Here is a 23,040-nt window from a genome sequence, read left to right on the forward strand (position 1 = left end):
ATGGACTTCTTTGAAACAATCATGTTTCCGTTCAAGTGGCTGGTTTCCATCATCATGGTGGGCTTCCACGATGGACTGAGCGCCATCGGCCTCCCGGCCGCCAACGGCTGGACCTGGACGCTGTCCATCATCGGGCTGGTGCTGGTCATCCGCGCCGCCCTGATCCCCGTGTTCGTCAAGCAGATCAAAGCCCAGCGCGGCATGCAGCTGCTCCAGCCCGACCTGAAGAAGCTTCAGGACAAGTACAAGGGCAAGACCGACCAGCTCTCCCGCCAGGCCATGGCACAGGAACAGATGGCCATGTACAAGAAGCACGGCACCAACCCGTTCTCGGCCTGCCTGCCGATGCTGATCCAGATGCCGTTCTTCTTCGCGCTGTTCCAGGTTCTCTCGGGCATCAGCAACGCCAAGACCACCGGCAAGGGCATCGGCGCCCTCAGCCACGACCAGGTGGTGCAGTTCGACGAATCCAGCATTTTCGGCGCTCCGCTTTCTGCCTCCCTGCTGCACGGCGGTGGCGGCAACCAGATGGCGGTCTGGATCCTCTCGATCGTGATGATCCTGGCCATGACGGCCTCGCAGTTCATCACCCAGAAGCAGATCATGGCGAAGAACATGTCCGAAGAGGCCATGGCGAGCCCGTTCATGCGCCAGCAGAAGATGATGCTGTACATCCTGCCGCTCGTCTTCGGCGTCGGCGGCATCAACTTCCCCATCGGTGTCCTGATCTACTGGACCACCACGAACCTTTGGACCATGGGCCAGCAGTTCTTTGTCATCCGCCGGATGCCGACGCCGGGATCGCCCGCCGCGAAGGCCCTCGCCGAGCGCCGTGCCGCCAAGGGACTGCCGTCCCTGCCCCTGATGGGCGCCAAGAAGGCCGACGCCGAGGCTGAAGCGGCTGCCGCTGCGGCCGCCGTCGCCGCCAAGAGCCAGCGCGTCCAGCCCCAGCGCAAGAACAGGAAGAGGAAGTAATGTCTGCCGAGAGCACCGAACACGCTATTTCCGCCGAAGCCTCCGATCAGGACACTTTCCAGGACGACGTCCAGGGAGATGTCCAGGAAGACGGCCCCCAAGAGGCCGGGAACGATTCCGAGGACGCTGCTGCCGGTTCCGGAAAGGGCACTTCGGCAAGCCGCCTGGAGGAAGAGGGCGATGTCGCCGCGGACTACCTCGAGGAGCTCCTGGACATCGCCGACATCGACGGCGACATCGATATTGAGGTCCGAAACGGCCGCACCTACATCTCCATAGTTGCCGAGGACGACTCCTCAGGCCTGGAGAGCCTCGTTGGCCGCGACGGCGAAGTGCTCGAAGCCCTTCAGGAACTCACCCGCCTTGCGGTGCTCTCCGCCACGGAAAACCGCTCCCGCCTCGTGCTGGACATCAATGGCTACCGAGCCGACCGCGCCGGTGACCTGCAGCAGATCGCCGAAGACGCCATCGCCTCGGTCAAGGAATCTGGCAAGTCCGTCGCGCTGGCACCGATGAGCGCCTACGAGCGCAAGATCGTGCACGACGCCGTTGCTGATCTCGGGTTCGTCAGCGAATCCGAAGGCGAAGGTGCCGACCGGCACATCGTTGTCTCCGCAGACTGAATCCGCGGGGTAGCTTGATGGTGGAAATTACCGCGGCCGAACTGAAGGCCGCAGAGTCTATTTTTGGCGACCGGCTGGAACTGGCAAAACGCTACGTTGAGCACCTTGCCACGTCCGGCACCGAACGCGGGCTAATCGGGCCGCGCGAAGTGCCCAGGTTGTGGAGCAGGCATGTCCTCAACTGTGCCGTTATTGAACGCGAGATTGCCCAGGGAAGCCACGTTGCCGACGTCGGCAGCGGGGCCGGGCTCCCGGGTCTTTGCCTGGCCATTGCGCGGCCGGACCTGCAACTGACACTGATCGAGCCGCTGGAGCGGCGGGTGATCTGGCTGCAGGAAGTCGTCGATGACCTTGGGTTGGAGAACGTCACGGTGATGCGGACCCGTGCGGAACTGGCCGTGGGGCACGTGAACGCCGACGTCGTCACTGCCCGGGCTGTTTCTGCCCTCTCCAACCTCGCCGGACTCACCATTCCGCTGCTCGGCGGCAAGGGCGAGGTCGTTGCCATCAAGGGGCGGAGCGCCGGCGAGGAGATTGAGAAGGCCGCCAAGGTCATCCGGAAACTCGGCGGGGTGGAGACCTCTGTTGTGGTCGTCGGCGAAGACCTCCTCGAGGAACCCACAACCGTAGTCCGAATCGTTGTGAACAAGCCTCGAAAGATTGCGTAGCACCCGCCCGGTGCCATCGGTCTTGTTTGGGAAGAGGTTAGGCTAGTAACCGGCAGCAAAAGCCGAATGAGAGCGAGAGTGTCAAGTGAGCAGTAGCGAAGCCTCCACACAACGGATCCCCCCGTTTGTGTCCCTGGGGTCAGCGCGGGCCTTTTCCGCGCCCGCGGTCGCTCACAATATCTCCTCCAAACAAACCGGATCGGATGCAGACGTTCCTGTTGCCGCCAGCGTTTCACGTGAAACCTCCGTCGCGTCCGTCGGCAACGTCCTGGACTCGATCGACGATTCGAGTCCGATTGCCCGCGAGCTTGCTCATGAGAACAAGCGTCGGGAACGTCTGCTGGGCCGTGAACTGCCGAAGCCGGAGAAGACCCGCATCTTCACCGTCTCCAACCAGAAGGGCGGGGTGGGTAAGACAACCACCACGGTCAACATCGCCGCTGCCTTGGCTGCCGCTGGCCTGAATGTGCTCGTGATCGACATCGATCCGCAGGGCAACGCCTCTACCGCCCTGGGTATCGAACACCACGCCGACGTCGACAGCATCTATGACGTCCTCATCAACGACGTGCCGCTGCAGGACGTCGTGGCACCGTGCCCGGACATCGACAAACTGATTTGCGCCCCGGCCACCATCCACCTGGCCGGCGCTGAGATCGAGCTCGTCAGCCTGGTCGCCCGCGAGCAGCGCCTCCGGCGGGCCATCGACGTCTACGCCAAGGAACGCGCCAAGAACGGCGAGGAACGGCTCGACTACATCTTCATCGACTGCCCGCCGAGCCTGGGACTTCTGACAGTCAACGCCTTCTGCGCGGCCGGTGAGGTCCTCATCCCGATCCAGTGCGAATACTACGCCCTTGAGGGCCTGAGCCAGCTGCTCAAGAACATCGAAATGATCCAGAAGCACCTCAACGCCGATCTGGTGGTCTCCACCATCCTGCTGACGATGTACGACGGGCGTACCAACCTTGCCGCCCAGGTGGCAGCGGAAGTCCGTGAACACTTCCCGGAGCAGGTTCTCGGGGCTGTGGTTCCGCGGTCGGTGCGAATTTCCGAGGCGCCGAGCTATCAGCAGACCGTGATGACCTATGATCCTTCCTCCAGCGGCGCTCTTTCCTATTTGGAAGCCGCAGCGGAAATTGCTGAACGTTAGAATCTTCTCAACATTGCACTAGCCAGAGCCGGGTCAAGCCGGGCTCTTCCACTGGAGGGATTTATCCATGAGCGATAAGCGACGCGGCCTTGGCCGTGGACTTGGCGCACTGATTCCAAGTTCCGCCTCGGCTAACGCCTCCGGGACCGGTTCTGCCCCGTCCCGGCCGGTGGATCTGTTTTTTCCTGAGGCCAGGAAGCGGACCCCCGACGCGGCGCTGACGGAAGAGACCACGGAAGCGACGGAAGCCCCCGCAGACAAGACGACGGCGTCTTCTTCTGCGACCGCTGCCCCTGCGACGACTGCCCTGGAGGAAACTCCCGGCACGGACGAAACTGCCGCGCCGGCTGGAAAGCCTGAGCCGGTCAAGGCCGGGACGAAGGCAGCGACGAAGAAGCCGGCTGCCCCGGCTCAGACCGGCGGCGCGGCCGTGAAGAAGGCAGCTGCACCCAAGGACTCCACAGTCCGGAACGGCTCCCCGGACGCGGGTCCGACTGACACCAAGCCGGTGCCCGCGCCGGACGCGGTTGCCAACGACAACGGCGTTGATCTGATTGAAGTTCCCGGCGTCCGTTTCGCGGAAATCCCTGTTTCGGACATCCACCCCAACCGCAAGCAGCCGCGTTCCGTCTTCGATGAGGACGATATGGCGGAGCTGGTGCATTCTGTTCGTGAAATCGGCGTGCTCCAGCCAATTGTGGTGCGTACCTCAACCGAAGAAGGTGGCGAACCCTACGAGCTCGTCATGGGTGAGCGTCGCTGGCGTGCCGTACAGGCCGCCGGGCTGGACACTATTCCGGCAATCGTCCGCGACACCACTGATGATGACCTGCTTCGCGACGCTCTGCTCGAGAACCTCCACCGCAGCCAGCTGAATCCCCTGGAAGAGGCAGCTGCGTACCAGCAGCTGCTGGAGGACTTTGGGACCACCCATGAGCAGCTTGCTGACCGGATTGGCCGCTCCCGGCCCCAGGTGTCGAACACCCTCCGCCTGCTGAAGCTCCCTCCGCTTGTTCAACGCCGTGTCGGCGCCGGTGTGATTTCGGCCGGCCACGCTCGTGCCCTCCTTGCTCTTCCCGACGCCGCCGCGATGGAGCGGCTCGCCCAAAAGATCGTGGCCGAGGGCATGTCCGTCCGCGCCACGGAAGAAGCCGTGACGCTGTACCAGAGCCCGGCAGCGCCGACGAAGAACAATATCCCCCGTCCGGGTGCACGCCACGAGCGGCTCGACTACCTGGCTTCGTCGTTGTCCGACCGCTTGGACACCAACGTGAAGATCTCGCTGGGGGCCCGCAAGGGCCGCGTCAGCATCGAATTCGCCAGCGTCGAGGATCTGAACCGGATCATGGACGTCCTCACACCTGGTGCCCCAAGCTAACTCTTAGCGCATTATCCTGGAGACAGGGCCTGTTTCACGTGAAACAGGCCCTGTCTTTTGTGTGTTGGATGCCAAAAGGTAGCTCGAAGCGCTTTCCGGCCGTGCCGCTCGCCTTACGGCTTCCGTTTCAAAAATCCGCGCGTGGCCGATCGACTCAGAAGTGCCCGCCAGCGCTGGCGGGCGGGCTCCGCTGGCCTCTCTGGGCCCTCCCGTGGGCCGCTGGGCCACCTGGTTCGGTTTTGAGGCGCCGCGGAGTGCTTGGGGCAGCGGCGGCGGCTCTATCGCCGTGGCAGGGCTCTGGGATGGTCTCAATGCGCACGCCAGGGGCCGCAGTACGCAGGAACGCAGGCAGAGCGCGCGTAGGGCAGTGTCGGCAGTGTGGGCGCCTACAACGCCTGTGGACAAGGAGCAGGTGCGGTAGCCGGGCATGCCGGCCTAGAGGCTATCCCCTTTGGAACACAGCAGCGCGCCCCAGTGGCCTCAGCTGGTGGGCGTCGGAGTGCACGTTCTCACGGCCCGGTGCGGTATGTTTCACGTGAAACGACGTGGGATAAGCGAAGAACGAAGCCGCGATCCGGGCTCTCCCCGGAATGGGTTGAATGAGGCACTACGGACCAGAAAGACTCCGCCTTTCCCGTATGTGTCGGCGCTGGATCACGACGACAGCTCGTCTTCCGTCGGACGGCGGGAAGAGGTGGGCCAAGCCTAGACAGCATCGACCGCCCCAGGGCACTCGTTGGGAGCCGTTTGCGAGACTGAAACAGCTTTTCGCGAGCTCCCTTCAGCTTCCCGATAGACGCCATGGCAGGGGGCTAAACCGCAGCTGCTCGCCTATTTGGCGGGATTGCTGTTGTTCCAGTAGTCGACGCAGCCTTCGCTGGTCGGGCTGAGGGGTTTTTCCGACGCGGTTGCCGCATGCAAGTAGTAGCGTCGCACGGTCTGTCTCGCCGGCAGGCTCGCGCCCGGTGGAATCGTCACTGGGAGGACCGGTTGCTGGTCGCTTTGGCTTCACCTATCCCCCGCTGTTTCACGTGAAACATGCCGAAGGTGCTGACTCCACATACCCGACGGCGCGTTCCCCTTCGCCAACGACACATTGTCGCTCGAACCAAACCATGGAACAACGCCGATGGTGACTATCGATCAGCGCCTAGGAGATTCCGCGTTCGGAGTGGCTTAGACGTGGCGCGGCCCGAGCACAGCGGAGAGAGGTCCTCACAGCAGCGTTGGGGCGGGCGTACCGTACTCAAACGTGCTTGCACCTCCCCCTCTGTACTACCGGAACCTGTACGTCTATCACTGCCCGTCCAATGTTGTAGCGGATGTCGAAATCCGTCGATGGGGCGCCATAGCGCGCCGGCTGCAACTTTCTGGCTGACGGCATTGGACACATTAGCCCACGGACCCCAGCGCAGGAAGTGCATCTGTGCCGCCGCACGGAGCCCACCATAGGAAATGCATCTGTGCCCCTAAGGGACCCCACCGTGGAAATGCATCTGTGCTGTCTTGGGGGCCAGTGCGGCGTCGACAGGCTGCACCCGGACTACTGTGCACTCTTCCTGGCCATGACGAAGTTCCCACTCCGATCGGGAGACAGCAAGTGGCTGCTGACCTGGCTGGATTATCCATTACGGCAGGTGGGATGCCACTGGTCACAGCCAGCCGCGGTGCACCACAGGCGCAGTGGTGGCCCGTGGTGGGGGCACCGCCTGGCGTTGCGGGACGAAGCTGCACGGTGTGCGGAGCCGTGGCTATTGACTCCCCCGTCCTCCCTCACGCCCGTGAACTGTCCACAGTCGACACGATCCGACGTCGGGGCGCACGACAGTGCGGCCGGCGGTCGCAGCTGAGCACCGTAAGTTTCAGACGTCCTCCCCCAGTAAGGCCCAGGCGTAGTCCCGGGTCGGAGATTTGAGCTGTGAGCCAGTCGGCTTTCCCCAGGGCTGACTACGAGGGAGTAGTGGTTCGGCACCTCCTCTGAGGTAGTCCTCGGCGGCCTGCTTGTGCATTGTCCGCTAGTACGGAAGTCGCGAGACGCAGCCCGGGCGGCGCACTGACTGCGTCGCAGGCTGGCTCATGAGCGGTGGATATCGCTGTGGATAACTTTGTGGATTACTTTCGGGCTGCGGTGGACAGTGGAGCCGGGAACTGCGGTTCCGTCCGGGCCGGATGCTCCGTCGATTGTTGGTCCGCTTCGGCGGCCCATATTGTTTCACGTGAAACAGGACGCCCCACATGGCGTCGCCCGCGACCGTACACACAAATGACCTTAAAATCCACAGAGTCTGGTTAAATTCACTGGCATCCGGTGCAGGGGTTCGACTTTGGGCAGATGGCCGAGGGAGCTGGCCTTTGAGCGTGTACGGGGTAGTAGCTTGTCGACGGCTGCGTTCAGGCTGGAAGTCCGCAGGCTGGTGTCAAGTCGTCCTGTGGATAGCGCTGTGCGTAATGTCTCAGTGTCCTGTGGAAAACTGTGTGCATAACTTCTGTGGAGAAGATGCTGTGCACTTGCCCGCCATCCCTGGTTCGACACCGGGAGGGTAGTGCAGCGCTTCAATTTTGCCGGCCGGGGGTGGCGCGGGGGGGCAGCTAACAGCGAGGATTGCTTCGGTCCGAGCAAGTGGGAATGCGCCTCGGTGGGCACTTCGGGGCCACGGTGGATCCTTGCTCACTGGGCGCCAGATGCAGCAACGCCGTCGAAAGTCCGGTGCTGCACACGGACTATTTCCAAACCTCACGCATGGATTCCAGCGCCTGCGCCTTCCGTTGGTGGGCCGTCTGACGGAGGGGTCGCAACGGCGTTCCCCTAGTCCGACGGTCCCGGTCCCGCGTACCGCATTGCTCCCGCGAAGGGGCGCGTCAGTCCCATGCCGGCCAGGTTAGGGACGGCGCACTAGATGTTGCCTGCGTTGTTGCCCCGCCGTAGGGAAGTCCTCCGGAGTGCACGAGTCCGACGTCGACGGGCACGGGGTTCGGAACAGTGTCCGAGTGCCGCAATCCCCCAGCCGAGCATAGGCGGTGTGGGCCAGCGTTGGTCCTCGTTTCCTTTCGGCACCTAGCTTCCGGTTGGGGGTTTGAGTCCTCTCGATCGCCGAGTCCAGAGTGGTGGCTGCGAGGTTTGCTTTTCAGCGGCGACCTGGAACGGCTTGTCGCAGGTTTGAGTCAGGCCGCGGACTTCTCGTGGTGCTCTGCGGACGCAGGCTGCCAGGCGCCGAGGATAGCTCCCGCAGTCACCCCCGGTCTGCTTCCCGGGATATCCCCGGAGTTCAATGCTGCCCCCGCTATCGGGCATGTCCGCCCGGTGAGCCGGCCTGCCGCGGGGAATCCAGCCTGAGGAACAGGCCCTCGTGCCAACTGTCCCCGTCGACAGGCATTCCGTGTCCGTCGCGGCCTACCAGGGCGGGTGCTGCTGCGCAAGACGGGCCTCAACGGCTCCAGATCCCCTTGGCACTGAGGACAGGTTCCTCCCAAACAAGGTATTCATCCGCCGGTCCAAGGCTTGGTGGAGGGCTGCCGAACGTAGAGCTCGGACCTGGCCGATAGCCGGAAGGCTGTTTCGGCGATTCGAACGAGCTGGATGCCAGTCGTGGAGTCCGATGTTCTGCCAAACCTATAGCGACTGCAGGTCAATTGCTGTGCGTGGAGATCGTACGAGTGGCATGTTGCCCGGCCAAGGGGTTTCTAGGCGGCAGTCGGGCTGTGGGGCGGGGTTTCACGTGAAACATCGCCGAGTAGCCCCAGAATTGCGGGAGCGTTTGCATTCCATTGTTGGGCGCCATGGTACTTCCGGAGCGCGGTGGAAAGGTAGGTTGATTGTTCCCATTTCCTTTGGGAAAGGCTCACTGCGGTGTCAGTTAGTTCTGCATCGGACCCCCGGAGTGCCGGGCAAGGGGAGACGAGGGATTAGGACTGCCGTGGCTTCGAGTTGTGCGTCCCCATGCGGTGCTATTTCGAGTCATTCGGTGCTTATGAGGACCTTTTGATAGTGGACTACCGGTACTGGTCCAAGCCGGGCTCAAGAAGTGGGGAAGGGCAAACGACCTCCGGGAGAGTGGACGGTCCTTGTTTACTTTGTTGTACTGGAATGGTGTTTCACGTGAAACATGTTCCTCCGGTGTGGAACGTGCAGTGAGCACGATTTGCCGGGTCTAGGGCTACACTCTCAGTCCCGTGCCGTCAATGAGCAGGGCCCCCACCAGGGAACAGATGAACGGATCCGTTCCCCAGCCGACGGGAGGTGCCGCTTGCGGTAGCCAGGTCGTCAGTACGAGTCGGTAGCTGGTCTACTCAACCAGACAGCCCACACACTATGTCCTGGAGCCCCCGGACGCTCTTTCGGTCCCTGCGTCGCACGTATTCGCACGGTGTGGGAGCGAATCGGCGTAAGGCGCAACGATTTCCGAAACCGCAGTGGGGCGATGGTTGCACGTGAAACATGTCCACCCCCGAAGGTCGCAGCCCTCCAGGGATGTAGGGAGCTCGTGTGCGGAGGTTAGGATCTCTTACCGAAAGAGTTTGAGAAGGGCCGATTTAAGGGGCTAGTCCCGCCTCGGAGCGTGTGCTTGCCGCTCACAGCCCAATCCACACCCGGCACGCGAGGGTAGTGTTTCACGTGAAACATTTCCCCGGGGGGCCCATTCGCTCCGGCCGCACCACGAATCAGGAAGCACTCCGTTCACGAGAGTCACCAGCGACATTCCTGGTTTCGCCAAAGGGTGCCGCCACCCCAACGGGACACAGCTCCGCGTTCCGAAGCGAGGACACGACTTTGGGATTCCGTGCGTGTACCGGCCCGCCGACCACTACCTGCTCCCCCGATGAATCCTTCGAACAGTGATCTCGCGCCTACCCCGGCTAAGGCCCCCGCTTGCACGGAAACTCGTGCCGACCTGGCCAAAGAGAGCACGTTAATCAACGGCATGATGTTGCATTCATGCCGCAGGCCCGAAGGGTCGGCATTCTGGGTGGTGTCGAGCGACGATGGAACGGTCCGGAAGAACACAGGCGGCCACTTGGCAAAGGGCAGCGCCGGCGTCGGCAGGCGACCCCTGCCCAACTCCGGAATGGACCTGGCCACCTGCTCAGCCCGCCATCCGAGCTCCGGCGCGGCCCCGCCATCAAACCGCCGGCCTGGTCCTCCAGCCGCAGACTGGCTCCCACCTTCAGGCGCAGTCCCCCGAGCTGCGTTCCTCCAATCCGACGGGCCGGCATAGGAAAGCCCGAATCCCGAGTCGCCCGAAACCAAAAAACGCGGAAACCAAAAAACGCTGGCCCCCTACTCCGTGAGTGGGGACCAGCGTTATGGCAGGCCTTTTGATCGGGCCGGCCCGAAACTGCCTTACAGGCTAGGACAGCACGTCGGCGAATTCCTTTTCAAAGAACTGCTTGGGCTTGGCGCCGATGACGGTGCTCTTCACTTCCCCACCCTGGAACAGGTAAACGGCCGGGATGGAGGTGATGCCGTATTCAGCAGCGATGGCCGGGTTGTCATCGACGTTCACCTTGACGACGTTGACCTTCTCGCTGTACTCGACGGAGATCTCGTCCAGGATCGGACCAAGCTTGCGGCAGGGACCGCACCATTCGGCCCAGAAGTCCACGATGACGGGCTTGTCGGCTCCCAGCACGTCGGTGCTGAAGCTAGCGTCTGTTACGTCTTTAGCGTTGCTCATAACCTTGTCTTTCTCTTAGATGCTTGCCGCGCGCCGCTTAGGCGTGGAGGTCTGCGAGGTAGTGCTCGACGTCGAGCGCGGCCACACAGCCCGAACCCGAAGCGGTGATGGCCTGGCGGTAGGTCGGGTCGATGACGTCGCCGGCAGCGAAGACGCCCTTGACGCTCGTCTTGGAAGTACGGCCCTGGACGGCAATGGTGCCTTCCGGTGAAAGGTCCAGCTTGCCCTTGACGAGGTCAGTGCGGGGATCATTCCCGATCGCAACGAAGACTCCAGTCACGGCGAGCTCGGTTTCGGTGCCGTCAACGAGGTTCTTCAGCCGCAGGCCGGTGACCTTGTCGCCTCCCAGCACGTCCTCTACGCCGCTGTTCCAGATGAAATTGATCTTCTCGTGGGCGAGGGCGCGGTCGGCCATGATCTTGGAAGCGCGGAGCGTGTCGCGGCGGTGAACCACAGTGACGGACTTCGCGAACTTGGTCAGGAACAGCGCCTCTTCCATTGCCGAGTCACCGCCGCCGATGACGGCAATGTCCTGATCCTTGAAGAAGAATCCGTCGCAGGTTGCGCACCAGCTCACGCCGTGGCCCGAGAGACGCTTTTCGTTCGGAAGGCCAAGCTCGCGGTAGGCAGAGCCGGTCGACAGAATGATGGACCGCGCCTGGAAGGTCTCCCCCGTCCCGATGGTCACAGTCTTGATGTCGCCGTCCAGGTCCAGTTCGGTGACGTCCTCGAACTGGATTTCAGTGCCAAAGCGCTCGGCCTGCTTTTCGAAGTTTTCCATGAGGTCCGGGCCCATGATGCCATCCGGGAAGCCTGGGTAGTTCTCGACGTCGGTGGTGTTCATCAGCTCTCCACCGGCGGTGACGGAACCCGCCAGGAGCAGCGGCTTCAGGTTGGCGCGCGCCGTGTAGACCGCGGCGGTGTAGCCTGCGGGCCCGGAGCCGACGATGATGACATCACGTACTTCGGACGCGGTGTTTTCTGCGTTGCTCACTAAACGGTGAACCTCTTCCTTTGTCGATGCGCCCGCCTGGGTGGCCGGCCACATGGCACAACTAATGTGGGCAGCTGAATATTCCACCCACACCGGGCGCGGCGCAGCCGTGCCCACCACTCAGGGTACCGGTAGCCAAGGGGTTGGAGCGTTTGCTTTCCCGCGGGTTACGGCCTCCAACGGGAGGCAGTTACTGGATTTTGATCTCGGCCAGGCGCAGGCCGTAGCCGTAGCGGGTCTTGGGTGCGGCGAGCTTGGGCAGGCTCTTGATGGAAACGATTACGTACTGTGCCTTGACCGGTTCCTGCAGGGGCATGGTGAGCTCCGGGGAGGTGAAGCTGTTGCTGCCTACCTGCTTGGCGCCGTCGAGCGTGGGCCGGTCGTTGGTGAAGATGCTGATGTTGCCGCCGGACGCGCCAAGCTGGCTCAGGGTCACCGAGGAAATCTGGGCCGGACCCTTCAGTTTGACGACGAGCGGCACGCCGTCGGGAGCAAAGCCGCCCCAGCCGTCGGTGGCAAATTCCATGTCGGACCAGTAGCTGGCGGCGTTGCCGTCGTAGGTCTTGACCAGGTCGCCGTCGTAGGTAGCGGCGAAGTCGAAGTTGCCCTGCCGGGTGACTGACTCGATAGCGGGGGGAACCGCGGCCGGCGGCGCACTCTGGGTGGCGGAGGGCGTGTCCGACTTCGTGGGCGCGCCGGGGGACGCCGTGGTCTTGGCGGCCTGGGGCGTGCCGCCCTTGAAGAGGCCGCCAAGGTTGGTGACGGCGAAGATCAAGCCAATCACCAGCACGGCGGCCAGCAGGGCGCCGACGAGCCAGCGCAGGGACCGCGGTTCGCGCCGGGGTGCGTCGTCGTCATCATCGTTGTCATAGTCGTCGTAGCGGTCCTGGGATTCGCTCTTCTTCGCGAACGCCGGGAAACTCCGCGCCGCGCGGCCGTCGCCAGTGCCCTTCGCACTGGCCGCCTGCATCGCCATCGTCCGCTGGTCAGGCTGGGCATCGTCGTAGTCGTCGTCCTCCCAGCGGGAGACCTTCGGCGCCTCGGGGGCGGGCTGTGCGGCCTGAACGGGCTGGGCGGCCGTTGGCTGCGCCGTAGCTTCCTGCGGCGCGGTCTTCGGGGACCTCGAAGCGTTGGCCGCGGCAGCTCCGGCGGCTACGCCGGCGGCCCCGGCAGCTGCCGCCCCGGCACCACGGGCACCAGCGGCCGGTGAGGCCGCCGGCGGAGCAGGAACGCGCTGCGCGGGCGCCGCCGGCGTCGGGGGCAGTTGCCCGGCCTGGCGCTGTTGCTCTCCGTAGTTGATGTACCCGGCGTCGACTTCCTCGTCGTCGTAGAGTCCGTCATAGGTCTCAGGTTCGTTGGAGCGTGGCTGGCCGAAGATTTCGCTGCCCAGCGTGTCGGTGAAGAAGGGCTCGACGTACGGCGGGTTGGAACTCACCACGAGGTCCAGCAGGTCCGCGGCCGAAGTGTGGTTGGTGATCAGGTAGGTGGCAGCATCGCTGACCCCAAGGTCAAGGATCTGGACGTGGCCGGGCCGCTCGCCGGTAGCCACTTCGCGGGCGCTCTGGGCGACCTGGTCGGCGTTGCCCGGGCCGGCTACGAGGATGCTCACCGGCCGGTTCAGTACCTGATCCACTCCGTCCAGCACCAGATCCTGGTCATGCGAGGTCAGAACCATGGCAGTGACCTTGTAACGGCCGCCAAGTACTGATCCGACATCGATCGGGTGGGACACGGGCTCCTCCTAGGCTGTCCGGGAACTGCCGGCCTCGGCGACTTCGTCAGTCACCTAAGGCCCCCGGTAAAGCCGGTTGACCCTTCGTCTGCAACTCCCCTTGTTAGTCTTCGATCCTAGCCGATGCAGTGTCCGCGCCGCGTGATCCCGGCGACGGGCGCATGAAAGGCGTCATTTTTTCCTTCGCCGGTCGAACGGGAAGTAGGGGTTGTGACCGGCCTGGCCCTGATAGGTCCGGCGCCCCGGCAGCGGAATTTCGGCACGGCCCTGGCTGCCCTGGGCGGTGCCCGGGAGTTCCTCCTCGGGAAGGTAACTGCCGTCCGCCGCCCAGCCCCGGCCGTCCCCGGTACCCAGGTCGGGGCCGGCACGGAAGGAGGCGGCGTCGAATTCGCCCGAGATCCGGGGAATCAGGCCGGTATCCACCGACGTGGTGGCGCGTTCCGGCGCCGGGCGCGGCGGTGCCGGAACTTCGCGCGCAACGGCTTCACCGGCGCCCGGTTCGGCTTCAAGCTCCGGGGCGGTTTCCGGGCCGGGGGCGGCGGGAGTGCGCCGCAGGCGGCCCAGCAGCGGCTGCAGCAGGTCCTCCAGTTCCGTGACCCGGAGGACTTTCAGCAGGACAAAGTAGACGGCGAGCATGACGGGGCCGACGACGACGACCGTCACCAAGGCTGCGGGCCGGCTGCTCCAGGCGAAGCCGTCGGCCTGGTAGCTGCCCATCAGCCACAGGGCGCCGGCGCCTGCGATGGCCGAACCGAGCGCGGCGTAGCCCATGCGGATGTAGGAGCTGGCCACACGCGGACCGTCGAGGTGCCCGAGGAGCCGGCGGAGGAAGAAGGCACTGACCATGACCGAGAGGATGTTGCCGCCCGTGTAGAGAATCGCGATCGCGAAGATGATCTGGTCAAAGGGCAGGAACTGGATAAAGAACGCCGACACCACGTTGACCAAGGCCAGCACCAGCTGGATGAAGAACGGGGTCCGCGCATCCTCGTTCGCGTAGAACACCCTGGACATCATGAAGTTCGCGCTCATGAACGGGGTGCTGAGCGCCAGGATGGTGAGCGTCTGGGCCAGCATGACGCCGTCCTGCTTGTGGCCGCCCGAGAAGAACATGCCCAGCGGTCCCGCGAGGGCGAAGAGCGCCAGGGCGCCGAAGACCGTGGCGACGGCCATGGTGCGCAGGCCATGCGACAGGGCCCGCCGAAGCTCGGCCCGGTTGCCGTCCTGGGAGGCGCGGGTCATGCGGTTGAACAGCACCGTGGCCAGCGAGAGCGCGATGATGGAGTGCGGGAGCAGGTAGAGCTGGCTGGCCACTTCGAGCACGGCGTTGCCTGGCAGGGTTGCCGCCGTGGCGTGGTCCCCCGCGCGTTCCAACCGGAGCCGCTCGGCACCCGGGATCGTGGCGATGCGCATGACGTAGAGGAACGCCAGCTGCCCCGCGGCCGCGGTGGCCAGCGTCCACACGCTCAGTTTCGCCGCCTGGCCCAGGCCCACGCCGCGCCAGCCGAAACGCGGCCGCAGGCCCAGCCGCAGCCGGAAGACCGGAACCAGCAGGATGGCTGTTTGCGCCACCACGCCAATCGTGGAGAACCCCGCCACCAGGAAGGTCTGGAAAGAGCCCCAGTTGTCGAGCGTGTGCGGGTTGCTCGCGTTGGCGCCGAGGATTCCGATGAACATGCCCAGCCCGGCAATCGCGACGATGTTATTCAGGATCGGCGCCCACATGGCGGGACCGAAGGCGCCGTTGGCGTTGAGCACCTGGGTGAGCAGGGCGTACAGGCCGTAGAAGAAGATCTGCGGAAGGCACCAGAACGCAAAGGCCACGGCCAGCGACTTCTGCTGCGGCGAATAGCCCTGCGTGGTCAGTTCAATCACCCACGGCGCGAGGAGGGTCACCAGCAGCGTCAGGGAAAGCAGCACGACGACGGCCAGGGTCAGCAGGCGGCTGATGTAGTCCGCCCCGCGGTCCGGCGCCTTGCTGGCCTTGATGATCTGCGGCACCAGGACGGCATTGAACACCCCGCCGGCCACCAGCAGGAAGATCAGGTTCGGCAGGTTGTTGGCGTTGATGAAGGTGTCGGTGACCGTGGATCCGAGGCCGAGGGCGGCTCCCAGCATCCAGGTCTTGCCGAAGCCCAGGAAACGCGAAACCAAGGTTCCGGCAGCCATGACGGCGCTGGACCGCGCCTCTCCGGAGTGGGCGGCCTGAGGGGCGGCGGTGCCGGAGGGGACGGACTTTTCAGAATGGGGCTTGGCGGCAGACATTATCTTCATCGTCTCACCCGGGCGCGCCTTTGTGCGTAATCCGGGCACCCGGGCGGCGCGGATTCCCGGCCGTCCGGCGCGGAGCGGCCGCCGGCGGAAGCCTTAGCGGTGTTCGGGCAGGACTTCCCGGGCGAGGTCCGCGATGCGGCGCTCATTTGGAAAGGAGAGCTTGCGGGCGAGCTCGTGGATGGGGACCCAGGCGACGTCCACGGCTTCCTGGTCCGGATCGTTCTCGATCGTCAGTTCCCCGCCGGTGGACTGCAGCAGATAGTGATGGACGGTCTTGTGGACGCGGTGCCCGCTGACGGTAAACCAGTAGTCGATGCTGCCGAGCGGTGCGAGGATCTTGCCCTCGATCCCGGTTTCCTCCGCAATTTCACGGACCGCGGCCTCCTCGTTGCTTTCCTTGCCCTCCGGGTGGCCCTTGGGCAGGCACCATTCGAGGCGGCCGCCCCGGTTGAGGCGCGCGATGATGGCGACCCGCAACTCGGCGTCGGAGGTGTCCACCACGACGCCGCCGGCGGAGATTTCCTCGACGGTCGGCAGCGAAGCCTGTCCCGGGTGCTGCACAGGCGCGACGTTGGCACCGATTGCCGATGGCAACGGTGCGTTTGTCCTCCTGCCGGGAGCGCTCGGTACGGGATGGGCCATGAAGTCCACTCTAACGACTCTTGCCCGGACTTGATGACCTAAACATGACAGGAAAGTGGCCGGGCGGAAAACTGGATTGACGCCCCCGCCTCTTCGCACCGCGGGCACCGGCGGATCGGGGACCGCCATGGTGTGGTGCTGGCCGGGATTTCTGACAAGCTTAAGAGACTATGGCGCACGCACATCACCAGACTGACTCCCACACTGTCGATTTCCAGGTAGATCCGGTGGTCCTCGAGCTTGGGCAGCGCTTTGTCGACGCCGGTCACGAACTCTCCCTGGTGGGCGGACCCGTCCGCGACCTCTTCCTCGGCCGGGTCTCGCCGGACCTGGACTTCACCACGGACGCGACGCCGGATGAGACCGTGGCGCTGATCAAGAAGTGGGCGGACAACTACTGGGAGATTGGGCGCGCCTTCGGGACGATCGGCATGCGCAAAGCCGGGTTCCAGATCGAGATCACCACCTACCGCGCGGAAGCCTACGATCCGGAATCGCGCAAGCCCGTGGTGGCGTTTGGATCTTCGCTGACCGATGACCTGCTGCGCCGGGACTTCACCATCAACGCCATGGCCCTGCGGCTGCCGACGCTGGAGCTGGTGGATCCGTTCGGCGGCGTCCGGGACCTGCACTCCTCCACGCTCGCGACTCCCGGCTCGCCGGAGGACTCCTTCTCCGATGACCCGCTGCGGATGATGCGCGCCGCCCGCTTCGCCGCCCAGCTGGGCGTGAGCGTGCACCCGGACGTGCGCCAGGCCATGACCAAAATGGCCGAGCGGATCAAGATTATCTCCGCCGAGCGCGTGCGCGACGAACTGGTCAAGCTCATCTGCGCCCCCCGGCCCCGGACCGGCGTGGACCTGCTGGTGGAGACGGGGCTGGCGGAGTTCGTGCTGCCCGAGGTCTCCGCCCTGCGCCTCGAATCCGATGAGCACCACCGCCACAAGGACGTGTACCAACACTCCCTGCAGGTCCTGGAACAGGCCGCGGCGCTGGAATCGGAGGCTGACGGTCCGGTGCCCGGCCCTGACTTCGTGCTGCGGTTCGCTGCCCTCATGCACGACGTCGGCAAGCCCGCCACGCGCCGCTTCGAGCCCGGCGGCGCGGTGAGCTTCCGCCATCACGACATGGTGGGGTCCAAACTCACCACGAAGCGGATGAAGGCGCTCCGCTTCGACAACGACACCATCAAGGCGGTGGCCAAGCTGGTGGAGCTGCACATGCGCTTCTACGGCTACGGCGATGCGGGCTGGAGCGACTCGGCGGTCCGCCGCTACGTCACCGACGCCGGTCCGCTGCTGGAGCGCCTGCACCGGCTGACCCGCTCGGACGTGACCACCCGCAACCAGCGCAAGGCCGAGCGGCTCGCCTTCGCGTACGACGACCTTGAGGGGCGCATTGCCGCCCTGCGCGAGCAGGAGTCCCTCGACGCCGTCCGCCCCGACCTCGACGGCGGCCGGATCATGGCGCTGCTGGGGCTCAAACCGGGCCCCGTGGTGGGTCGGGCCTACAAGTTCCTGCTGGAGGAACGGATGGAACACGGACCGCTGGAGCCAGCCGTGGCCGAAGCCAAGCTGCACGAATGGTGGGCGGCGCAGCCGGAAGCTGCCGCCGTCGACGTTTCCCCAACAGAGGAGTCCTAAGTGATTGCACCTTCCAACGGCCCCCGCCCCCAGCTCTGGATCCTGCGCCACGGTGAAACGGAGTGGTCCAAGAGCGGCCAGTACACCGGCCTGACCGACCTTCCGCTCACGGTGGAAGGCGAGCAGCAGGCGGTGGAGGCGCGGAAGGTGCTCGACGCCGTCGACTTCGACCTCGTGCTGACCTCGCCGCTGCGCCGGGCACGACGGACCGCGGAACTCGCGGGATTCCCGGACGCCCAGCAGGAGCCCCTGGCCGTGGAGTGGGACTACGGCGAGTACGAGGGCATCAGTTCCGACCTGATCCGCAAGGACAATCCCGACTACCTGATCTGGACCCACGGGGTTCCCAGCGGGGAGTCCCTCGACGACGTCGCCGCCCGCGCTGATAAGATCGTGGCCCGCGTGCTCGAGTCCGGCCTGGACAATGTGCTGATCGTGGCGCACGGACACTTCTCCCGGATCCTTACTGCCCGGTGGCTGGGACTCGACGCCCACGAGGGCCGGCACTTTGTGCTTGGAACCGCGAAAGTATGCACGCTTGGCTGGGACAAAAAGACACCCGCCGTCGTCAGATGGGGACTATAAAACCCCGTTTAGAAAAGATTTTGCAGAATCTTTATGAATTTGGTGGCCAACGGGCACATTCATGATGTATTTTTATTTCTGACTCCAGAGCGACTTGCCGGGGTCACGGCGCGCGTCGCCCGGCCAGTCAGCCGGAGCCACGGCAGAACAGAAAAGGAGGTTGGGAAAATGATTACTTTGACTAGCGGATGGATGTACACCTTCACCGCCACCCCGGCCTCTGTCGCTGCTGCGCGCCCGAAGGTCGGACTGCCCGCCTGCTAATTTCCGCGCTCCCGGCCTGAAGCCGGCGCAGAAAGATTGCCAGGTCCATCCCTCCGGGATGTCCTGCACGGAACGGTCTGACCCAGCGGAACCACGCGGTTGCGCAACATCCCCATAGTTCGGAACCCAGCTTCTTGTTGGGGTTGCGGCGCCACACGTCCAGGGGCCATTCTTCCGCTTTTGCGGAATCCCTCAATTAACGCCGGGCACTTCCTTGCCTAATTAGGGCCGTATTCCTCCATTTCCAGGGCCTTAATTGTCATGCCCAATTACTTTTCATTTCCGAAAGCAACGAAAGGTCAACCGTGACTATCGCAACAAGATCCACCGCCCCCGCCGCCACCCTGCGGGACCCGCGGAAACAACGTCTCCACCGAGACTTCCGGGAGGAGGTGACCACCATGATCCGAAAACTGCAGAACGTACTGATCTTCAACTCACACCCGGTGCGCAAGGACAAGACCCAATTCAACGCCCAGCTGCTTGAGCAGCGGCGCGAAGACCTCTTCCTTGCAATGCATCAGATGGGACTTCTCCGCTGATGCGCGGCGCTCCGGCCCAGACCACGGCGGAGGAACGCACCCATCGAAGGAGGAGCTGATGGCAGTTATCGGAACCGATCCGCAAGGAGCCCACGCGGCGACGCGTGGGCTCCCCCATTTAACCCCCGTCTTGCCGCCGTCTTGCCGCCGTGGCCATCCCCGGACTTCAGCCCGGGTCCTGCCGCCGCACAGTGCGGCCGCCCCGGTAAGCTCGAGGCATGCAGGAGACAATGCCGCCGGAGAGCCGCAAGCGGACCCGACTGGTAGTCCCAAGCCGCAGCGACCTGCTGCTGCGGAATTTCACCGAACTCATCGGTGGCCCGCTCGGCCGCCGCACGGCCCCCGGCATCGTCTCCCCCGGGATCTTCACCGTGGAACGGGTCCTCGTCCTGCTCACCGTCTTGGCCGCCCTGGCGGGGCTCCTGCTGAAGGGCTACTGCCGCAGCAAGGGCTGGGTATCCCCCGGCCAGTTCTACGCGACCTGCTACTCGGATTTCCCCGAACTGTTCAGGAACCGCGGTCTGGGCGACGGGGCTTTCCCTTTCGTCACCGCAGGCAGCTTCTTCGAATATCCCGTGCTGATGGGCTTCATCGCCGGCGCCACCGCACTCCTGGTTCCCGGTGAGGGCGTCAGCAATTCCCGCGTTCTGGCCTACTTCGACGTCAACGCGACCCTGATCGCCGCCGTCTGGATCGTCACCGTGCTGGCCACCGCACGCACCGCCCGACGCCGGTCCTGGGACGCCGCCATGGTGGCCCTGGCCCCGGGCATCGTCCTTGCCGGCTTCATCAACTGGGACATGTGGGCCGTCGCGCTGCTGGCCCTGGGCATGTACTTCTTTTCCAGGAACAAGCTGCTTCTTGCCGGCCTTTTCATTGGCCTGGGCACCGCGACCAAGCTCTACCCGCTGCTGATCCTGGGCGCGGTCCTGCTGCTGGCGCTCCGCACCGGCAAAATCCGTGCCTTCCTGGTCACCGCCGGCGCCGCCGTCGCGACCTGGCTGGCCGTGAACATCCCGGCCGCCGCGGGCGACCCGGCCGGCTGGAAGTACTTTTACCAGTTCACCGAATCACGGCCGGCGGGCTACAGCTCGCCCTGGTTCGCCTACAACCTGGTGGCCGGACGCCTGGGCTGGAAGCCGCTGGAGGCCGAGGTCATCAACGGCCTGGCCCTCAACCTCTTCCTGTTCGCCTGCGTGCTGATCGCCGCCCTTGCCCTCGCGGCTCCGCGGAGGCCGCGGCTGGCCCAGCTGGTATTCCTGATCGTGGCCGCCTTCATCCTCACCAACAAGGTGTATTCGCCGCAGTTCGTGATCTGGCTGATTCCGCTGCTGGCGCTGGCACGGCCCAGATGGCGGGACTTCCTGATCTGGCAGGCCATTGAGGGCCTGCACTGGGCCGCCATCTGGATGTACCTGGGCCAGGTGACCAGCGGCGGCGCCACCCAGCACAACATCGACATGCCGTACTACGTCCTTGCCGTCCTCGCCCACATGCTCGCCACCGGCTACCTCATGGCGCGTGTGGTGTGGGACATCCTCGACCCGAGCTACGACGTCATCCGCCGCGGCGGCATGGATGACCCGCACGGCGGCCCCTTCGACGGCGCCGCAGACTGGCTGCGGCTGGAGGTGCGGCGCCCGACAGCGTCCGTGCTGCCGTGGCGGCGCGCCCATGCGGACGCCTGAGTCCCGTGCCTGACGTCGCCGTCGTCGGTTCCGGTCCGAACGGGCTGGCGGCAGCAGTGACGATGGCCCGGGCGGGGCTCGCGGTGCACGTCTACGAGGCGGCCGCTTCCGTTGGCGGCGGCCTCCGGACCACGGAACTCATCGAGCCGGGACACTTCCACGACGTGTGCTCGGCGGTGCACCCGATGGCCCTCGCCTCGCCCTTCTTCCGTGAGTTCGAGCTGGCCGGCCGGATCCGGCTGGAGGTACCCGAACTCTCCCATGGTGCACCCCTGGACGGCGGCCGGGCGGCGCTGGGTTACCGCTCGCTGGAGCGGACGGTGGCGGCCCTGGGTCGCGACGGCGAAGCCTACCGGCGGCTCATGTCCCCGCTGGTGGACCGGCTCGAGGGCGTTGCCGATCTGACGCTGAACCAGCTGCTGCGGATACCGCGGCAGCCGGTGGCGGCCGCAGTGTTCGGACTGCGCACCCTCGAGCAGGGCACCCGCTGGTGGGGCGCGAGGTTCCGGGATGAGCTGGCACCGGCCCTGCTCAGCGGGGTGGCCGCGCATGCCGTGGCTCCCCTGCCGACGCTGCCCGCGGCCGGCGCGGGCCTGCTGCTGGGCGCGCTGGGGCACGCCGGCGGCTGGCCGATCCCGGTGGGCGGCTCGGCGGCCATCGCGCGGGCGATGGTGGCGGATATCGAGGCTCACGGCGGTGTCGTGCAGACCGGGGTGCGGATTGGCTCGTTGGCGGAATTGCCCCCGGTCCGGGCCACCCTGCTGGACGTGGCCCCGCCCGGACTGCTTCGGATTGCCGCCCACCGCCTGCCGCCAGGCTATACCCGTGCCCTTGAGTCGTTCCGCTTCGGCAACGCCGCCTGCAAGGTCGATTTCATCCTCTCCGGCCCGGTGCCGTGGGCCGCTGCGGAACTCGCCGACGCCGGCACCGTCCACGTCGGCGGCACCCGGGCCGAAACCGCCGAGGCAGAACACCTTGTGGCCGCCGGCCGGCACCCGGAACGGCCGTATGTCCTGGTCTCGCAGCCCTCCCGCTTCGATCCCGGCCGCGCCCCCGCCGGCCGGCACATCCTCTGGAGTTACTGCCACGTTCCGGCCGGCTCCACGGTGGACATGGGCGAGGCCGTCACGGCCCAGCTGGAACGCTTCGCCCCGGGCTTCCGCGAGCTGGTGGTGGGCTGCCGCGTGACGACGGCGGCGCAACTCGCCGAGTACAACGAGAACTACGTCGGCGGCGATTTCAGTGCCGGCGCGATGGATCTGCGGGGCATGTTCCGCCGGCCGGTGCTCAGCCCGGTGCCGTGGCGGACGCCAATTCCGGGCCTGTACCTTTGTTCCTCGTCGACGCCGCCCGGACCGGGCGTGACCGGCATGCCCGGCCTCCACGCGGCCCGGCATGCCTTGAAAGACATGTTCGGGATGCCGGTCCCCGGGCTGGGCCGCCAAGAGGCAAGTTAGGGCCCGGCCGACCCCGCCTAGGGTGCCGGCGCGAAGATTCCGGCTGCGGAAAGGCGGCCGTCACGCATCGTCGCCACGGCATCGGTGTAGGAAAGCATCCCGGTGTCGTGCGTGACCATCAGGGTCGCCACGCCGAACTCATCCGTGACCTGGCGGAGCAGCCGGACAATCTCCGCGCTCCGTTCGTGGTCGAGCGCCGCCGTCGGCTCGTCGACCAGCAGCACCGCGGGGTCGGCCATCAGGGCCCGGGCAATGTTCACGCGCTGGCGTTGGCCGCCGGAGAGCTGGTGGGGGCGTTTGTCGAGCACGGATCCGAGGCCCACCCGGCCCAGCAGCCCCGCGGCCCTGAGCCTCGCAGCGCGGAGCGGCTCGGCCCGCAGATGGGCGGCGATCACGAGTTGTTCGGCCGCGGTAAGGGACGGCAGGAGGTTCGGCTGCTGGAAGATGATGCCGATGCTGTCCCTTCGCAGTGCGGTCCGGCCCGCGTCCGGGAGGGCGCCGGCGTCGCGGCCCGCCACCACGACTGACCCGGCCGTGGGCCGGACCAGGGTGGCGGCCACGGCCAGCAGCGACGATTTTCCGGAACCCGACGGGCCCACCAGCGAGACGAATTCGCCACGGCGTACTTCCAGGCTGACGTCATCGAGGGCCCGCAGGACCCCGTCGCCATCAGGGTATTCCAGCGTGACGTTGCTGATCTTCAGGGCGGTTTCCATAGATATGCCTTTCAAGGAATGTTTGTGTGCTTAG

General features: G+C 65.3%; 16 protein-coding genes. 10 read left to right on the forward strand and 6 right to left on the reverse strand.

The window, feature by feature from the left end:
- The 5 genes from yidC to HNO80_RS11795 all read left to right on the forward strand — a co-directional run bounded on the left by yidC (position 1) and on the right by HNO80_RS11795 (position 4,797).
- Positions 1–975, forward strand: a complete 975-nt coding sequence (yidC, locus tag HNO80_RS11775) for a membrane protein insertase YidC (protein ID WP_175323038.1) — start codon at positions 1–3, stop codon at positions 973–975.
- Complete coding sequence (locus HNO80_RS11780; RefSeq protein ID WP_175323039.1) at positions 975–1,598, forward strand: Jag family protein; 624 nt, start codon at positions 975–977, stop codon at positions 1,596–1,598. Before yidC ends, HNO80_RS11780 begins: the two co-directional genes overlap by 1 nt.
- A 17-nt stretch (positions 1,599–1,615) precedes the next feature.
- Positions 1,616–2,266 carry a 16S rRNA (guanine(527)-N(7))-methyltransferase RsmG gene (rsmG, locus tag HNO80_RS11785; protein ID WP_175323040.1) on the forward strand — a complete coding sequence of 217 codons (651 nt, stop codon included), beginning with the start codon at positions 1,616–1,618 and terminating at the stop codon, positions 2,264–2,266.
- A gap of 85 nt (positions 2,267–2,351) precedes the next feature.
- A complete protein-coding gene (locus HNO80_RS11790; protein WP_349627341.1) occupies positions 2,352–3,419 on the forward strand; it encodes a ParA family protein in 1,068 nt (355 codons plus the stop codon).
- Positions 3,420–3,486: 67 nt separating this feature from the next.
- Complete coding sequence (locus HNO80_RS11795; RefSeq protein ID WP_175323041.1) at positions 3,487–4,797, forward strand: ParB/RepB/Spo0J family partition protein; 1,311 nt, start codon at positions 3,487–3,489, stop codon at positions 4,795–4,797.
- 5,345 nt (positions 4,798–10,142) lie between these two features.
- Here the strand turns inward: HNO80_RS11795 and trxA are convergent.
- The 5 genes from trxA to HNO80_RS11820 form a co-directional block, all read right to left on the reverse strand.
- Positions 10,143–10,469: a thioredoxin gene (gene trxA, locus HNO80_RS11800; protein ID WP_175323042.1), complete on the reverse strand. Its 327-nt coding sequence runs from the start codon at positions 10,467–10,469 to the stop codon at positions 10,143–10,145.
- 37 nt (positions 10,470–10,506) lie between these two features.
- Positions 10,507–11,463, reverse strand: coding sequence for a thioredoxin-disulfide reductase (trxB, locus tag HNO80_RS11805; protein WP_175323043.1), 957 nt, complete (start codon positions 11,461–11,463; stop codon positions 10,507–10,509).
- Positions 11,464–11,653: 190 nt separating this feature from the next.
- Positions 11,654–13,195: a protein kinase family protein gene (locus HNO80_RS11810; protein WP_175323044.1), complete on the reverse strand. Its 1,542-nt coding sequence runs from the start codon at positions 13,193–13,195 to the stop codon at positions 11,654–11,656.
- Positions 13,196–13,366: 171 nt separating this feature from the next.
- Complete coding sequence (gene murJ, locus HNO80_RS11815; protein ID WP_175323081.1) at positions 13,367–15,460, reverse strand: murein biosynthesis integral membrane protein MurJ; 2,094 nt, start codon at positions 15,458–15,460, stop codon at positions 13,367–13,369.
- Positions 15,461–15,562: 102 nt separating this feature from the next.
- A complete protein-coding gene (locus HNO80_RS11820; protein WP_249777310.1) occupies positions 15,563–16,111 on the reverse strand; it encodes an NUDIX hydrolase in 549 nt (182 codons plus the stop codon).
- A 170-nt stretch (positions 16,112–16,281) separates the two neighbouring features.
- Here HNO80_RS11820 and HNO80_RS11825 point away from each other — a divergent pair, with 170 nt between their 5' ends.
- The 5 genes from HNO80_RS11825 to HNO80_RS11845 all read left to right on the forward strand — a co-directional run bounded on the left by HNO80_RS11825 (position 16,282) and on the right by HNO80_RS11845 (position 22,290).
- Positions 16,282–17,754 (forward strand): CCA tRNA nucleotidyltransferase, encoded by a 1,473-nt coding sequence (locus tag HNO80_RS11825; protein WP_175323045.1) that lies wholly within the window; start codon positions 16,282–16,284, stop codon positions 17,752–17,754.
- Entirely contained in the window at positions 17,755–18,339 is a 585-nt protein-coding gene (locus HNO80_RS11830; protein WP_175323046.1) for a histidine phosphatase family protein, read from the forward strand.
- 569 nt (positions 18,340–18,908) lie between these two features.
- Positions 18,909–19,145, forward strand: coding sequence for a hypothetical protein (locus HNO80_RS11835; RefSeq protein ID WP_175322973.1), 237 nt, complete (start codon positions 18,909–18,911; stop codon positions 19,143–19,145).
- Positions 19,146–19,363: 218 nt separating this feature from the next.
- Positions 19,364–20,833 (forward strand): glycosyltransferase family 87 protein, encoded by a 1,470-nt coding sequence (locus HNO80_RS11840; protein ID WP_175323047.1) that lies wholly within the window; start codon positions 19,364–19,366, stop codon positions 20,831–20,833.
- A gap of 5 nt (positions 20,834–20,838) precedes the next feature.
- Positions 20,839–22,290 carry a phytoene desaturase family protein gene (locus tag HNO80_RS11845; RefSeq protein WP_175323048.1) on the forward strand — a complete coding sequence of 484 codons (1,452 nt, stop codon included), beginning with the start codon at positions 20,839–20,841 and terminating at the stop codon, positions 22,288–22,290.
- A gap of 17 nt (positions 22,291–22,307) precedes the next feature.
- On the opposite strand, the gene HNO80_RS11850 is transcribed toward HNO80_RS11845, so the two are convergent.
- A complete protein-coding gene (locus tag HNO80_RS11850) occupies positions 22,308–23,006 on the reverse strand; it encodes an ABC transporter ATP-binding protein (protein ID WP_175323049.1) in 699 nt (232 codons plus the stop codon).
- Between the last annotated feature and the right edge of the window lie 34 nt (positions 23,007–23,040).

Origin of the sequence: Arthrobacter sp. C9C5 (assembly GCF_013359735.1) — a bacterium.
GTDB lineage: Bacteria > Actinomycetota > Actinomycetes > Actinomycetales > Micrococcaceae > Arthrobacter.